Source organism: Sinorhizobium terangae (genome assembly GCF_029714365.1).
Taxonomy (GTDB): Bacteria; Pseudomonadota; Alphaproteobacteria; order Rhizobiales; family Rhizobiaceae; genus Sinorhizobium; species Sinorhizobium terangae.
This window is the reverse complement of record NZ_CP121659.1, coordinates 1,099,728-1,112,673: the sequence shown is the minus strand read 5'-3', so window position 1 is coordinate 1,112,673 and position 12,946 is coordinate 1,099,728. Positions and strand designations below refer to the sequence as shown.

Genomic DNA, 12,946 nt, shown 5'->3' with positions numbered 1-12,946 from the left:
CGCCTGCGTTTACCTACTGCATGATTCCTTAAATCGGAATCGATTTAAGGATAAAATCATGCAGCAATTCAAAGCGCCACAGCGACCTTTGCGCGTCCGATTGGATGCGCGGCGCTGTAGCGGAAGCCTGCTGATTCGACGTCATCCGGCGCGTCTGAGGAGACGGCGACGCGGGGGCGCCATCGAGAACACGGCATCATAGATCCGCGCAAGCAGGTCCTTGCGATCGCCAAGGGCGCACAGTTCTTCCCAGGCAAGAACACGGCCAATGCGGGCGGCAATCGTCGTGCCCGACAGCCGCCGGAATTCGCGGATCAGCAATGAAAGCCGGAGTGTCAGCGAAACCCTGCTGGCGAGATGAAAGAGCCGTCCGTTCTGCCCCTCGAAGTAGATCGGAATGACGCTCGCCCGGGCAGCCTGGATCAGTCTCGCCGGAAACATCTTCCACGGCAGGTCCTCGGCTTTGCCGAAACCTCTCTTCGCCGTCGCAACGCCGCCTGCGGGGAAAACGACGATGGTGACCCCATCCTTCAACAGCCGCACCGCCTCGTGCCGCGTCGCCATGTTGAGCGCCAACGCCTCCTTGGTCTCCTCGAACGATACGGGGAGCGAATAGGGTGCCATCTCGGACACCTTGAGGAGTTCGTTGTGGATCAACACCCGGAACGGGCGCCCGAGTTGTTCGGCCAGAGAAAGAACGGCAATGCCATCGCCGATGCCAAAGGGATGATTGGCGACAATGACGAGCGGCGTGTCGGGCAAATCGCGCGGCGGCCATTCGCCCTGGACGCGCATGCGCAGGTCGATCAACTGCAGCATGTCGCCAAAGACACGATCGCTCTTGCCGACGCTATCGGCGCGCCAGCGCGCATAGAGCCTGGCGTAGCGGTTGCGACCGAACAGGCCCTCGACGGAGCGAATGAACCAGCGCTTCAGGCGCGGATCATTCTCATTCGCATACGACAATTCTTTGAATTGCACAGAAAACCGCTTCGCGCTTGCCCGCCCATGCTGGGCGGTGCCTTTCATCGGCATAATCCCGGAACATTACAGTTTTCTGACAGGACAAAGGTCCCGGGGCGTTAGCCCCGGGCTTTCCTTTCCGCCTTGCGCTTGAGATCCGGGGCCATCGCTTCCGCCGAAAGCGATTCGATCGCTTCGTCGAGCGACATCGCGGTCTGCGCCTGCGAACCGAGGCGTCGGATGTTGACCGAACGCTCTTCCGCCTCGCGCTTGCCGCAGACGACGATCACCGGCACTTTCGTCACCGAATGCTCGCGGACCTTGTAGTTGATCTTCTCGTTGCGGAAGTCCGTTTCCACGGTAAGCCCCGCCTCACGCAGAAGCGCTGCAACCTCGCGGCCATAGTCGTCGGCTTCGGACGTGATCGTGGCGACCACCACCTGCAGCGGCGAGATCCAGAGCGGCATGTGGCCGGCGAAGTTCTCGATCAGGATGCCGAGGAATCGCTCCATCGAGCCGCAAATGGCCCGGTGGATCATGACCGGCTGGCGCTTTTCCGAATCCTTGTCGATGTAGAAGGCACCGAACCGCTCCGGCAGGTTGAAGTCGACCTGAGTCGTGCCGCACTGCCATTCACGGCCGATGGCGTCTTTCAGCGTGTATTCGAACTTCGGACCGTAGAACGCGCCCTCGCCCGGCAGGATGCCGGTCTTGATGCGGCCCTCGGACTGCGCCTCGATCGTTTTCAGCACATCCGTCATCACAGCCTCGGCACGATCCCATAGGGCATCGGAGCCGACGCGCTTGTCCGGTCGCGTCGACAGCTTGACGACAATTTCCTTGAAGCCAAAGTCCTCGTAGACCGACAGGATGAGGTCGTTGATACGCAGGCATTCGGCCGCCATCTGCTCGTCCGTGCAGAAGACATGCGCATCATCCTGCGTGAAGCCGCGCACGCGCATCAGACCGTGAAGCGCGCCCGACGGCTCGTAACGGTGGACGTTGCCGAACTCGGCGAGCCGGACCGGCAATTCACGGTAGGACTTCAGGCCGTGCTTGAAGATCTGGATGTGGCCCGGGCAATTCATTGGCTTCAAGGCAAAGACGCGGTCATCGTCCGTCTCGTCGCCGGCAACCGTCACCTTGAACATATTGTCACGATACCAGCCCCAGTGGCCCGACGTCTCCCACAGCGACTTGTCCAATACCTGCGGCGCGTTGACTTCCTGATAGGTGTTGGCCAGTCGGCGGCGCATATAGGCGACCAGCGTCTGGAACATGCGCCAACCCTTGCCGTGCCAGAAGACGACGCCGGGGCCCTCCTCCTGGAAATGGAAGAGATCCATCTCGCGGCCGAGGCGGCGATGGTCGCGCTTTTCGGCTTCGGCAAGCACGTGCAGGTATTGATCCAGCTCTTCCTGCGTCTGCCATGCGGTGCCGTAGATGCGTGTCAGCATCGGATTGTTGCTGTCGCCGCGCCAATAGGCGCCGGCCACCTTCATGAGCTTGAAAGCCGTGCCGATCTGGCCCGTTGAGGCCATGTGCGGTCCGCGGCAAAGGTCGAACCAGTCGCCCTGGTAGTAGATCTTGAGGTCCTGGCCTTCGGGAATCGCGTCGACGAGCTCGACCTTGTAATTCTCGCCCTTGGCGGCAAAGACCTCCTTCGCCTTCTCGCGCGACCAGATCTCCTTGGTGAAAGGTTTGTTGCGCGCGATGATCTCCTTCATCTTCTTCTCGATGACGGGCAGGTCATCGGGCGTGAAGGGCTCGTTCTTGGCGAAGTCGTAATAGAAGCCGTTGTCGATGACAGGACCGATGGTCACCTGCGTTCCCGGCCACAGTTCCTGCACCGCCTCCGCCATGACGTGGGCGGCGTCGTGACGAATGAGCTCGAGCGAGCGCTTGTCTTCGCGCGTGACGATCTCGATGCGGCCATCGATCACGGCGTCTGAAAGGTCGCGCAGCTCACCATCGAGCGCGATCGCGACAGCCTTCTTGGCGAGCGACTTGGAAATCGACTCGGCCACATCGCGACCGGTCGTGCCAACAGCGAATTCGCGAACAGAGCCATCAGGAAATGTGAGGGAAACGGTATGCGACATCATGATCTCCTATCCAGTCCCGCCAACGAATGCGGGTGGTATGGTTGCCGGCCCCTGCATGACTGCAGCGCCGATTATCGACGCGCGCCTGATAAATGTTTTTGACTGTCGAGTAAAGGAGCGGCCTACAGCGCCGCGCGTCCTATCGGACGCAAAAAGGAACGCTGTAGCACTTTGAAGTGCTGCATGCTTTTGTCCTTAAATCGGCTACGATCTAAGGACGCATGCAGCGGTCAACCGGACAGCATGCCGCGCAAACCACGCACCGTATTCCAGTTGCGGAACGTGCCGACGCCCAACCGTTTGGTGGTGAGGACGCCAAGCAGCTTCGATTCGCTGGGTTTTCCGCCAAAATCCACCCAGAGGTCACCACCGATGACCTCCATGCGCTCACCCCGCGTACAATGGCCGCGGAACATTTCGGGCACTTCAGGGTGAAGCGGTGAGCGCATCACGCGAACATGGACACGCGTTGGATCGGCCTCGCTTTCGGCGGGAAACGGGTTGCCTGCTGCAAGCTTCTGCCAACCCTCCCCGCACCGCGCGATAATGTCGATGTGGCGACCGAACTTCACGGCAAACGCCGATTCCAGTTCGGCCTCAATTTCGGCAAGAGGTCTCTCGGGCGCGTCGAAAACGACATTGCCGGTGGCGACGAGGGTGCGTGGTTCAAGATAGCCGAGCCGCTCGGCCATGGCCCGCAGGTCAGTCATGACGACGCGCCGCTTGTCCCCAAGGATAATGCTATAGAGCAGGGCCACATAGCTCTTCATCCTGTCACGCCCGCCAGAAATCGGTCGCGCCTGCGGGCAGTCGCGCCAGCACGCGATCCAGTGTCGCTTCGTCAACGTTCCGACGCAACGCCGCCGCAACATCAGCGATTGCGGTATCAGGGGACAGGTTGTGGTCCGGACGGAGCGATTGCACCTCGCGCGTCATCGCAAAGCGACCGGCGAAAGGCATCTGCGGCTCTTCCAGATCCCAGTCGGTGACAAAGATCGCGCGAAGCACCGGTGGCAGGACATTTGCGAAAAGCAGGGCGTCGGGAACATCGAGGCGCCGGCGGAAAGTCTGCAGGACCGCCTGCACCATGGTGTAGGCCTGATTGGTGGTTTGAAGACCGGCGATCTCGCGCACGTCCAGAATAAACCGGTCGAAATCGGCAGAGGCCTGTCGGTATTCCATCGGTATCGTCACGGCAGGCGGTCCTCCCTTCGATTCCAATGTGTTAGAGCGGGATGCGAGCGGAAAACCGCACACACGTTTCCCCATCCTGCGCTAGCGCCAATAGCGCCATGGCGCATACCAGATCTGGCGTGATGTCAGCTCTTCCGGCACCGGATCGAAGCCGTGGGTCCCGCCCGGGCCGCATCGCGCCACGCGAAAGAGCGTCATCCAACCGCCGGCCCAGAGACCATGGCGAGCAACCGCCTCGAATCCGTATTCCGAGCAGGTCGGCAGATGCCGGCAGGAGTTGCCTACGAAATTTGACAGCGTCAGCTGATAGGCGCGAATGAGGGCCATGCCGAAGAGCCGCCCCGGCGTCTTGCGAAACGGGCCGGACCAGTTCCGCCCCCTGGTGCGAACCGTCGGGCGGAGGGCATGATCATGGTGAGGTTCAGCGCACATTCTTCAGACCGCGGCGGCAAGCCGCCTTGCTTCGATCTGGCCTATGGCGTCGACCACCGCATCGAAGGTGAGCATGGTCGAGGCATGGCGCGCCTTGTAGTCCCGAACGGGCCTCAGGAACCGCATGTCCTCGAAGCGGCCAGACGGGCCTTCGCCATCGGCCTTCAGCATGGCCAGCATCTCCTCACGGGCTCTTCGGATTTCACCGGCGTTCGCGCCGATGACATGGCGCGCCATGATCGAGGACGAAGCCTGCCCAAGGGCGCATGCCTTGACGTCATGGGCAAAGTCGGTCACGACGTCGCCCTCCATCTTCAGCCAGATCCTTACTTTCGAGCCGCACAGCTTCGAATGTGCCGCCGCTTCGGCGTCAGCGTCCGCCAACATCCCGATGCGAGGGATGTTGCCAGCAAACTCGAGAATTCTGTTGTTGTAGATGTCATCCATCATTTGACGCGATCCGGCTCATTTTTCGCGGTTTTGGGTAATTGGCGCATGATTTTCTCCGGTACACAGGAAAAAAGCACCGCACTGCACATTCGGCCTCTTTCATCCATGTGGCACCATACTATATGCTATGTCGTGTTGGGGCGACAGTTCCGCAAGGGAGCATTAAGTCGCCTGTTGTTTGGGAAACCGTGCCGGACGGTCCAGTGCACTGCTAAGCCAGGACCCGAAAGCCCCGGAGCCCGCCAACGGAACCCAAGCCTGCAGGGTTAGGCGAATGGCCAGTGGCGAGTTGTCCGAAAGATAAAACGTCAGCAATCCCGTATTGCTTAAAGGGGCCATTATGGACGCCATAGTGAAGAATTTTCCTTTGCTCGACGATACGAGCGGCCGACCGACGCAGAAGGAGGCCGAGGAAGCCGTTCGCGTACTGCTCAGGTGGGCGGGCGACGATCCGGAACGCGAGGGTCTTAAAGACACGCCTGCGCGTGTCGTCAAGGCCTACAAGGAACTATTCGGCGGCTACGAGCTCGCAGCAGAAGATGTACTCGGACGAACCTTCGAGGAAGTCGCCGGCTACGACGACATGGTGCTGGTGAAGGACATTCCGTTCTTCTCCCACTGCGAGCATCACATGGTGCCGATCATCGGCAAGGCGCATGTCGCCTACATGCCGAATGGCCGCGTGCTTGGCCTTTCCAAGATCGCCCGTGTGGTCGACATCTATGCACGCCGCTTGCAGACGCAGGAGACGATGACGGCACAGATCGCCAAGGCCATTGACGAGACGCTCGCACCGCGTGGCGTTGCCGTCATGATCGAGGCGGAGCATATGTGCATGGCGATGCGCGGTGTTCAGAAGCAGGGCTCGACAACGCTGACGACGACATTCACCGGTAGTTTCCAGGCTGACCCGGCCGAACAGGCTCGTTTCATGACTATGCTCAGGGGCTTCAAGTAAGCCCCGCTGCATGTTTCCTTAATTGTAGCCGGTCTAGGGATAAAAACATGCAGCAATTCAAAGTGCTGCAGCGCCCTTTGTGCATCTGACAGGACGCACGGCGCTGTAGCCAAGGAGCTTGAATTATGACGCTCACCTTCGATCCCCCCTCGGAGGACAAGGCCGCGCTGGAGACCGGGCCGGCCTTTACCCCGCGCTTCGACGAGAAGGGACTCGTTACCGCCGTCGTCACCGATGCGCGCGACGGGGAGTTGCTGATGGTCGCGCATATGAACGCCGAGGCGCTCGCGCTGACTATCGAAACCGGCATTGCGCACTACTACAGCCGCTCGCGCAAGGGGCTGTGGAAGAAAGGTGAGAGTTCGGGCAACCTGCAGACCGTCCAGGAAATACGGACCGATTGCGATCAGGACGCCATTTGGCTGAAAGTGTCGGTCGCCGGCCATGACGCCACTTGCCACACGGGCCGCCGCTCTTGCTTCTACCGCACGGTCGGCGTCGAAGAGGGCAAGGCCACGGTGGCGATCACGGACGACCACCGGCATTTTGATCCGGCAACGGTTTACAGCAAAAATTAAGTATCTGCGTTTTCTTGGTTCACGCGCGTGCTATATTTATTTTTTAGCAACCAAACGGGCGCCTAATCATTATTCATGAAGATGGTTACCGTCGAAACTGCGGCGAAGCGAAAAGTGTTGCAGGCTGTATAGAATGTTTATCGCGTCCGCCAAAATTGACGGCGGGAACGGTGGTATATCTCAATTGGGGTGCCAGTCTTTCAGCAATGAATTCGAACAAGACGGCACCATCGCCGGCTTGGCAGGGACCTCCTACCAGACGCGCGCACTTAGTAGTCTATTCGGCGATGTTGGAGGTGCCGGATGTTGAACTGGACATTCACGCGTAGCAACCAGATTACCGATCTATCCGAGCCGGATGGTTCTTCGCTTACAACTGCTCCTCCAGCACCGGTCTCCCACCCCCCGAAACCGAAGATTGCCATAGCCTTGGGTGGTGGCGCAGCGCGCGGCTGGGCGCATATCGGCGTTCTGCGCGCGCTCGATGAAGATGGTATCGAAGTTGGCATGATTGCCGGCACGTCGATCGGCGCCCTCGTTGGCGGCTGCTATCTCGCCGGCAAACTGGACGAATTGGAGACCTTCGCCCGTTCTCTCACCGTGCGGCGCATTGCCGGCCTGCTCGATTTTGCAATCGGCGGCGGCGGTCTGTTCGGCGGCCTGCGACTGACCAAACGCATGCAGGAGCACCTGAAAGGCCTCAATATCGAAGGACTCGATCGCCCCTTCATTGCGGTTGCAACCGAAGTTCACAGCGGCCATGAGGTCTGGATCGAGAAAGGTTCGCTTATAACCGCGATCCGCGCGTCCTATGCGCTCCCTGGCATCTTCGAGCCGATAAGCGCCAATGGCCGGATCCTCGTCGATGGCGCTTTGGTCAACCCGGTTCCGGTTTCGGTTTGTCGCGCTTACGAGCAGCAACTCGTCGTCGCGGTCAACCTCAACTACGACCTCTATGGACGCTCGGCCGTCGTCAAGCACAATGCCGGCATGGAAGCCGTGGATGCGCCGATCAAGGACAGTACGCATTACTCAGCACGCCTCGGCATGACCAGCGTCATGGTTCAGGCCTTCAACATTATCCAGGATCGCATCTCGCGCGCCCGGCTTGCTGGCGATCCGCCGGATCTCGCCCTCCATCCAAAGCTCAACGACATTGGTCTTTCGGAATTTCATCGCGCCGGTGAGGCGATCGACCGTGGCTATCACGAAGCGAAGGCGAAGCTCGCGGAAATCCGACGCATGCAGGAAGTCCTGGTACGCTAACCCCCCACAGCGCCGTGCATCCTTTAGGACGCACAAAGGACGCTTTAACTCTTTGAGTCTACGCATCGTGCTTTCCGAAAATCGGGTCCGATTTTCGGGCCGATGCGCTAGCGTGGAGGCCGCCTATTCAAGGATAGGGACATCCAGCAATCCAAACGTGAGCGCATGACAAGCTGCGCACGTCAAAGGCGCGTGCGGAGGGCCGCATCGCGCCGCCCTTTGCCTTTAACCTGCAATATAAGCCTTGATCTGTTCGGTCTCGTGCTCCATTGCGCGGATATGGTGCTTCACCACGTCACCGATGGAAACGATGCCGGCCAGGCGACCTTCCTTTTCCACCGGCAGGTGGCGTGCGCGCAGCTTACTCATCATTTCCATCAGCGCAGCAATGGACATTTCCTCGCGGCAGCAATAGACGTTCTGCCACATGACGGAGGAAACCGAGCTGTCGAGACATGCGGCCCCGTATTTGGCGATCGCAGCCACGACATCGCGCTCCGTGAGAATGCCGACGATATGATCGTCCGGATCGACAACGACGACCGCCCCGATACGATTGCCATGTAGAATGGTCGCGGCCTGATGAACTGTCACGTCCGGCGTGACAGTCACGACGTTGTGGCCTTTTTCGTTGAGAATCGCTCTTACTGACATCCACACATCTCCCGTTACACCACGCCGGGCCGGTGGGAAGAGGTTCTGGCCGTCTCTTGTGCTTGCAGCGCCGAACGTCACTTTGGATGCTTGATGGTCGCCGTAACACCCCGAGCCTCTGCACAATCAAATATCTGTGCAGAGTTGCCGCAGGAACCCGCCCCAATTCCGATGCCGATCATTGGCCTTCGCGCCTCTCCCGCACGAAACCAGGCCGACACCCAGCCTTGCACGCTCGCCCTCTCTCCAGCGCCGCATGTCCAAAGGACGCTGTGGTATTTAGGCGACCGTAGGGAATGGTGCTCCAGCGACCTGGGGAAATCAAGCCTTGTCGCCCGACCGGTCGGATCTCGCGGACATCACATTTGTGAATCCAGCCTGAAACAATTCGGGATCACAAATGTCATCGTTTCTCGTGAGTTACGTACCGACATCGGTGGGAAACCCGTCTCCATTCCTCCCGTCCGAGCTAAAGCGCGTCGCGTTCGATCGCACTCAGGTCATTGCTTTTGTGCATGTCGTTGTCCCAAAACCGCAGCACACTTTTGGGCGACATGCATTAGTCGCGCGGGTCGAAGAGCCCGAACAGGAGAAAGCCGAAGAGGAAACCGCCGATATGTGCTTCCCAGGCGACGCTTCCCGCGCCGCCAACGGAGAACATGCCGAGCCCGACCAGAAAATTGGTCAGGAACCAGATGCCGGTGAAGACCAGCACCGAGCGATTGGCAAGCGTTTCTGTTAGCGAAAGCCGCCGGTTGAGATGGGCGAACTGACGGCTGATGCGGCCGCTTGGCGAGAAGACGAAGCGCGCGGCGGCCCCCATGAAACCGGATACAACCCCCGAGGCGCCGACCACGACGACGATTTCACCCCAATGAAAAGCCGTGTGCAAGGCAACGGCGGCGGCGGCCGACAGGCACCAGAACACGGCCAGACGCGCCATGCCGATGCGCCGCACGACCGGCGCCCCGAAAGCAACCATCCAGAAGATGTTGAAGATGAGGTGATCCCAACTGCCGTGCAGAAACGAATAGGTGACCGGGGTCCAGAGCCAAACGAGTCCTTGTTCCGAAAGCGGGAGGGTGTAACGAACCGGCAGGAAGGCGAAGTTCAGAATGAGCTCCTGATCGGCGGCCGCCGAGAGGAGATAGGTTCTCACCGCGTGTACGGCGATGAGGAACAAGAGGATGCCGGTTAGCCCCGCCGGCAGATTGAAGGCGGGTTCGCGGACGCGGACCGTTTCGCTCTCGGTATCCGTTTCCGCTGGTGTCGCTGCCTGATCTCGTTCCATGCCTGCTCTCTTCCATCGCTGCTGCGCGTTCGCGATCAGGTTTTACGGAGATACCGCCACCGGATTGCGCGAAGGCATAAGCAAACAAAAAAAGACCGTCCAGTAAAAACTGAACGGCCGGTGAGCCCCTTATACCGAGCTCCAATTGCGTGCTGAAGGCAAACCTTCGTGAAGTGATGTCATTTCAGTGCCAGCAGGCGACGCGGAACGCAATCGAAACCGTTTGTTAACCTTAATATCGGCGTGGCACGAAAATCGCACCGCAATTCCTGAAATCGAAGGAGCGGCACCGCTGTGCCAATTAGGAGCAGCGAGAGCCGGATCTGCGGAATGAATAGGCATCATGCGCAGCAAAACGACGATAGAGCTGTTCCGATATTGGAACACGTTGCGGGGTGAGCGGGACCTCCCCCGCCGCGACGAGATAGAACCGCAAGAGATTTGCGCGCTGCTGCCGAACCTGTTCATCCTCGAACGGCAGCCAGGCGGCGACATCCGCTTCCGGCTCGCCGGCACCCATGTCTGCGCTCTTTTCGGTCGCGAGTTGCGCGGCCAGCCATTTGGCACATTGTGGCCAGCCAGCGAAGCGAGCGAAGCCGTTCGGATCGCCGATCGGGTGATGACGCAACGCTCGCTCGCCGCCCTTTCCGCCTGCGGCCTGACGGCAGGCGGCGAACGGCTGGAGACCGAGTTGCTGCTGACGCCGCTCGGGTCGCCGCAGGGCGACAGCGACCGTATCCTCGGTTCGCTGGCGCCGCTGTCTCGGCCTTCATGGCTGCATATGACGCCGCTTGAATGCCTTGTCCCGCAAGGCCTGCAAATTCTCGACAGCGGGCGCGGCGGTCGCTTGGAGATGGCTGAGGCTTCCCATGCTGTCAGTGCCCCAACACACCGTGAAGAAAACGGCCGCAAGGTCCAGCATCTGCGCATCTTCGAGGGCGGGCGTGAACGCTGAGCCGCGAAAAGGTAGCCCATCGCTGGGCCAACCTTCTATTAACCGAGACCGCCTATAATTTCACAGGCAAGGATACTTCGATCGCAGAGTGACCATGTTCTCGTTTCAGCACGCGCAAAAGACCGGCCCGAAGCCGCACCAGGAAAGTGCCTTTCAGCGCGTTTCGGTAAATCTTTCGGGACGGCTGATGCTTGCCAATCGCGATGAATTTGATTGCACCGCAGTCGACATGTCGCCCGGCGACGTGGTGTTTTCCTCGCCCGCCCGCCCACGCGCCGGCGAGCGGATCGTCGCCTATATCGAGCACGTCGGACGACTCGAGGGCACCGTGTCGCGACTAGCGGATCACGCTTTCGTCATCCAGCTCAACGCCACCGAGCGAAAGCGCGAGAAGCTGGCGGCGCAGTTGACCTGGATCGCCAACAAGCACGAGCTCGGCCTGCCGGAGGATCGGCGCCATGACCGCCTCCTCCCGCGCAAGGCCCTGACCGAACTCACGCTCGGCACGGGCGAAAAATACGCTTGCCGCATCATTGACCTCTCCCTCTCGGGCGCCGCGATCGACATCGAAACCCGGCCCTCGATCGGCACCCCCGTCAAGCTCGGCAACATGAAGGGCAGGATCGTTCGGCACTTCCAGGAAGGCGTAGCGATCGAATTCTCCGGCATCCAGTCTCGCGAGGCACTGGCCGAATTCCTTTGAGTCATCCGCGGTAATCCTGTCGGATGCTCGACGCAGCGAATGCCTCTGACAGTTATCCCGTGTTTCGACCCCGCCGCCACATGTGCACCACGACGGCGAACGCCCGATGATGACGTTCGCGGCGACCAAGGCACCTCCTTGTCGGCGCCCCCGTGGGGTCACTTGCATCGTACACGAGCCATCCTGGACACGATGAGCCGACGTGGAACACGACGTCCCTCGTGTGACGGTCGAGCGTTTCTCAAATATTTTTTCGGAAAAATTTGCCGCGTATTGCCCGTCCGGGCTGAGAATTGGGCGCAAATCCCGATTTTGACAGTCTCTTTCCCCGACCTCAGACTCCGCAACATGTCCAAGCAGTTGCCATAACCGCCTCGGCCACGAAGTTGGCCCTTCTCCTCTAATTACCGTTTTTTTTCAGCACGATAGCAAATATGGGGCAGCACCAATCGACTCCCCGCAGATGGAAGCTTCATTAAAATTTGAATCAATATTTATTCTTATTTGATTGGCTTTTTATTCTTATTTTCTGCGCATACTATTCTTATTTGTACTTGTTTTTACCTCGCTTCTTCGCTGCGGATAAAAAACTCTGTGCCATTGTCGAACCATAACGGGGAGACAACAATGCACAGAGCCATCACCAAGACGATTGCGGTCGCGGCCCTTTTCGTCGGCTTCCTGACCGAGGCAGCCCTCGCCCTTCCGGCGAACATCGCGGTGGGCGGCACAACCAATCCGCCGATCGGTCACTACGAGTTTTGCAAGCACAATCCGTCCGAATGCACCGCCAATGGAACCGATGGCGGCCCGATGGTGCTGACCCGCGAGAGCTGGCAGAAAATTCTCGAGGTCAATTATGAGGTCAACCAGGCGGTGACCCCGATGACCGACATGGAAATCCATGGCGTCGAAGAAGAATGGTCCTATCCGGACACCGTCGGCGACTGTGAGGACTATGTGCTCCTCAAGCGCCGCAAGCTGATCGAGAGCGGCCTTTCTCCCGCCGATCTGCTGATCACCGTCGTGCTGCAGCCAAATGGCGACGGCCATGCGGTTCTTACCGTACGCACCGACCGCGGCGACTTCATCCTCGACAACATGCGCAGCAAGGTGCTTCGCTGGTCGGAGACCGAGTACACCTTCCTGAAGCGGCAGTCTTCCGAGAATGCCGGACGCTGGGTGAAACTGCAGGACGGCCGCGCCGTGGCAGTCGGCAGCGTCAAGACACAATAAAGGCGCTCTGCCGGGCTGCCATCCACTGATGACATCTGTCGGGCTTCGGTCAATTCCGCGTTCCCCGTGTCGACCAGGCCCCTACGGCGCCGCGCGTCCAATTGGACGCGCAAGGGTCGCCGTAGCACTTTGAATTGCCGCATGATTTTGTCCTCACATCG

Annotated in this window: 14 protein-coding genes; 6 read left to right on the top strand and 8 right to left on the bottom strand. The window is 59.7% G+C overall.

From position 1 onward, the window contains the following. Positions 1-141: 141 nt before the first annotated feature. The 6 genes from QA637_RS05320 to QA637_RS05295 form a co-directional block, all read right to left on the bottom strand. The gene (locus tag QA637_RS05320) at positions 142-981 is read right to left on the bottom strand and encodes a lysophospholipid acyltransferase family protein (RefSeq protein WP_283064882.1); all 840 of its coding nucleotides are present in this window, start codon (positions 979-981) and stop codon (positions 142-144) included. 101 nt (positions 982-1,082) lie between these two features. Continuing rightward, the gene (gene thrS / locus QA637_RS05315; RefSeq protein ID WP_153442297.1) at positions 1,083-3,065 is read right to left on the bottom strand and encodes a threonine--tRNA ligase; all 1,983 of its coding nucleotides are present in this window, start codon (positions 3,063-3,065) and stop codon (positions 1,083-1,085) included. A 233-nt stretch (positions 3,066-3,298) separates the two neighbouring features. Then, positions 3,299-3,838, bottom strand: a complete 540-nt coding sequence (locus tag QA637_RS05310; protein ID WP_283064171.1) for a DUF1697 domain-containing protein — start codon at positions 3,836-3,838, stop codon at positions 3,299-3,301. A 4-nt stretch (positions 3,839-3,842) separates the two neighbouring features. Further along, the gene (locus QA637_RS05305) at positions 3,843-4,250 is read right to left on the bottom strand and encodes a DUF2267 domain-containing protein (protein WP_283064880.1); all 408 of its coding nucleotides are present in this window, start codon (positions 4,248-4,250) and stop codon (positions 3,843-3,845) included. Positions 4,251-4,343: 93 nt separating this feature from the next. After that, entirely contained in the window at positions 4,344-4,694 is a 351-nt protein-coding gene (gene yidD, locus QA637_RS05300) for a membrane protein insertion efficiency factor YidD (protein WP_283064170.1), read from the bottom strand. A gap of 3 nt (positions 4,695-4,697) precedes the next feature. Further along, positions 4,698-5,144: an iron-sulfur cluster assembly scaffold protein gene (locus QA637_RS05295; protein WP_153442294.1), complete on the bottom strand. Its 447-nt coding sequence runs from the start codon at positions 5,142-5,144 to the stop codon at positions 4,698-4,700. Positions 5,145-5,484: 340 nt separating this feature from the next. On the opposite strand from QA637_RS05295, the gene folE reads away from it, so the two are divergent. The 3 genes from folE (at position 5,485) to QA637_RS05280 (ending at position 7,946) form a co-directional block, all read left to right on the top strand. After that, positions 5,485-6,102, top strand: a complete 618-nt coding sequence (folE, locus tag QA637_RS05290) for a GTP cyclohydrolase I FolE (protein ID WP_153442293.1) — start codon at positions 5,485-5,487, stop codon at positions 6,100-6,102. 125 nt (positions 6,103-6,227) lie between these two features. After that, positions 6,228-6,680 carry a phosphoribosyl-AMP cyclohydrolase gene (hisI, locus tag QA637_RS05285; protein WP_283064167.1) on the top strand — a complete coding sequence of 151 codons (453 nt, stop codon included), beginning with the start codon at positions 6,228-6,230 and terminating at the stop codon, positions 6,678-6,680. A gap of 303 nt (positions 6,681-6,983) precedes the next feature. After that, a complete protein-coding gene (locus QA637_RS05280) occupies positions 6,984-7,946 on the top strand; it encodes a patatin-like phospholipase family protein (protein ID WP_283064166.1) in 963 nt (320 codons plus the stop codon). A 225-nt stretch (positions 7,947-8,171) separates the two neighbouring features. On the opposite strand, the gene QA637_RS05275 is transcribed toward QA637_RS05280, so the two are convergent. Beyond that, positions 8,172-8,600 carry a CBS domain-containing protein gene (locus QA637_RS05275; protein WP_153442290.1) on the bottom strand — a complete coding sequence of 143 codons (429 nt, stop codon included), beginning with the start codon at positions 8,598-8,600 and terminating at the stop codon, positions 8,172-8,174. Positions 8,601-9,159: 559 nt separating this feature from the next. Continuing rightward, a complete protein-coding gene (locus tag QA637_RS05270; protein ID WP_283064164.1) occupies positions 9,160-9,891 on the bottom strand; it encodes a rhomboid family intramembrane serine protease in 732 nt (243 codons plus the stop codon). A gap of 343 nt (positions 9,892-10,234) precedes the next feature. Between QA637_RS05270 and QA637_RS05265 the strand changes: the two genes are divergently transcribed. The 3 genes from QA637_RS05265 (at position 10,235) to QA637_RS05255 (ending at position 12,785) form a co-directional block, all read left to right on the top strand. Continuing rightward, on the top strand, positions 10,235-10,846 hold the full coding sequence (locus QA637_RS05265; RefSeq protein WP_153442288.1) for a PAS domain-containing protein: 612 nt from the start codon (positions 10,235-10,237) through the stop codon (positions 10,844-10,846). A 94-nt stretch (positions 10,847-10,940) separates the two neighbouring features. Further along, the gene (locus tag QA637_RS05260) at positions 10,941-11,549 is read left to right on the top strand and encodes a PilZ domain-containing protein (protein ID WP_283064162.1); all 609 of its coding nucleotides are present in this window, start codon (positions 10,941-10,943) and stop codon (positions 11,547-11,549) included. 627 nt (positions 11,550-12,176) lie between these two features. Then, positions 12,177-12,785 (top strand): transglutaminase-like cysteine peptidase, encoded by a 609-nt coding sequence (locus QA637_RS05255; RefSeq protein WP_283064160.1) that lies wholly within the window; start codon positions 12,177-12,179, stop codon positions 12,783-12,785. Positions 12,786-12,946 lie beyond the last annotated feature (161 nt).

Excerpts from the sequence above, each read along its gene's own strand:
- thrS (WP_153442297.1), bottom strand. The coding sequence starts at position 3,065 with ATGTCGCATACCGTTTCCCTCACATTTCCTGATGGCTCTGTTCGCGAA.
- QA637_RS05310 (WP_283064171.1), bottom strand. The coding sequence starts at position 3,838 with ATGAAGAGCTATGTGGCCCTGCTCTATAGCATTATCCTTGGGGACAAG.
- QA637_RS05305 (WP_283064880.1), bottom strand. The coding sequence starts at position 4,250 with ATGGAATACCGACAGGCCTCTGCCGATTTCGACCGGTTTATTCTGGAC.
- yidD (WP_283064170.1), bottom strand. The coding sequence starts at position 4,694 with ATGTGCGCTGAACCTCACCATGATCATGCCCTCCGCCCGACGGTTCGC.
- QA637_RS05295 (WP_153442294.1), bottom strand. The coding sequence starts at position 5,144 with ATGATGGATGACATCTACAACAACAGAATTCTCGAGTTTGCTGGCAAC.
- folE (WP_153442293.1), top strand. The coding sequence starts at position 5,485 with ATGGACGCCATAGTGAAGAATTTTCCTTTGCTCGACGATACGAGCGGC.
- hisI (WP_283064167.1), top strand. The coding sequence starts at position 6,228 with ATGACGCTCACCTTCGATCCCCCCTCGGAGGACAAGGCCGCGCTGGAG.
- QA637_RS05280 (WP_283064166.1), top strand. The coding sequence starts at position 6,984 with ATGTTGAACTGGACATTCACGCGTAGCAACCAGATTACCGATCTATCC.
- QA637_RS05275 (WP_153442290.1), bottom strand. The coding sequence starts at position 8,600 with ATGTCAGTAAGAGCGATTCTCAACGAAAAAGGCCACAACGTCGTGACT.
- QA637_RS05270 (WP_283064164.1), bottom strand. The coding sequence starts at position 9,891 with ATGGAACGAGATCAGGCAGCGACACCAGCGGAAACGGATACCGAGAGC.
- QA637_RS05265 (WP_153442288.1), top strand. The coding sequence starts at position 10,235 with ATGCGCAGCAAAACGACGATAGAGCTGTTCCGATATTGGAACACGTTG.
- QA637_RS05260 (WP_283064162.1), top strand. The coding sequence starts at position 10,941 with ATGTTCTCGTTTCAGCACGCGCAAAAGACCGGCCCGAAGCCGCACCAG.
- QA637_RS05255 (WP_283064160.1), top strand. The coding sequence starts at position 12,177 with ATGCACAGAGCCATCACCAAGACGATTGCGGTCGCGGCCCTTTTCGTC.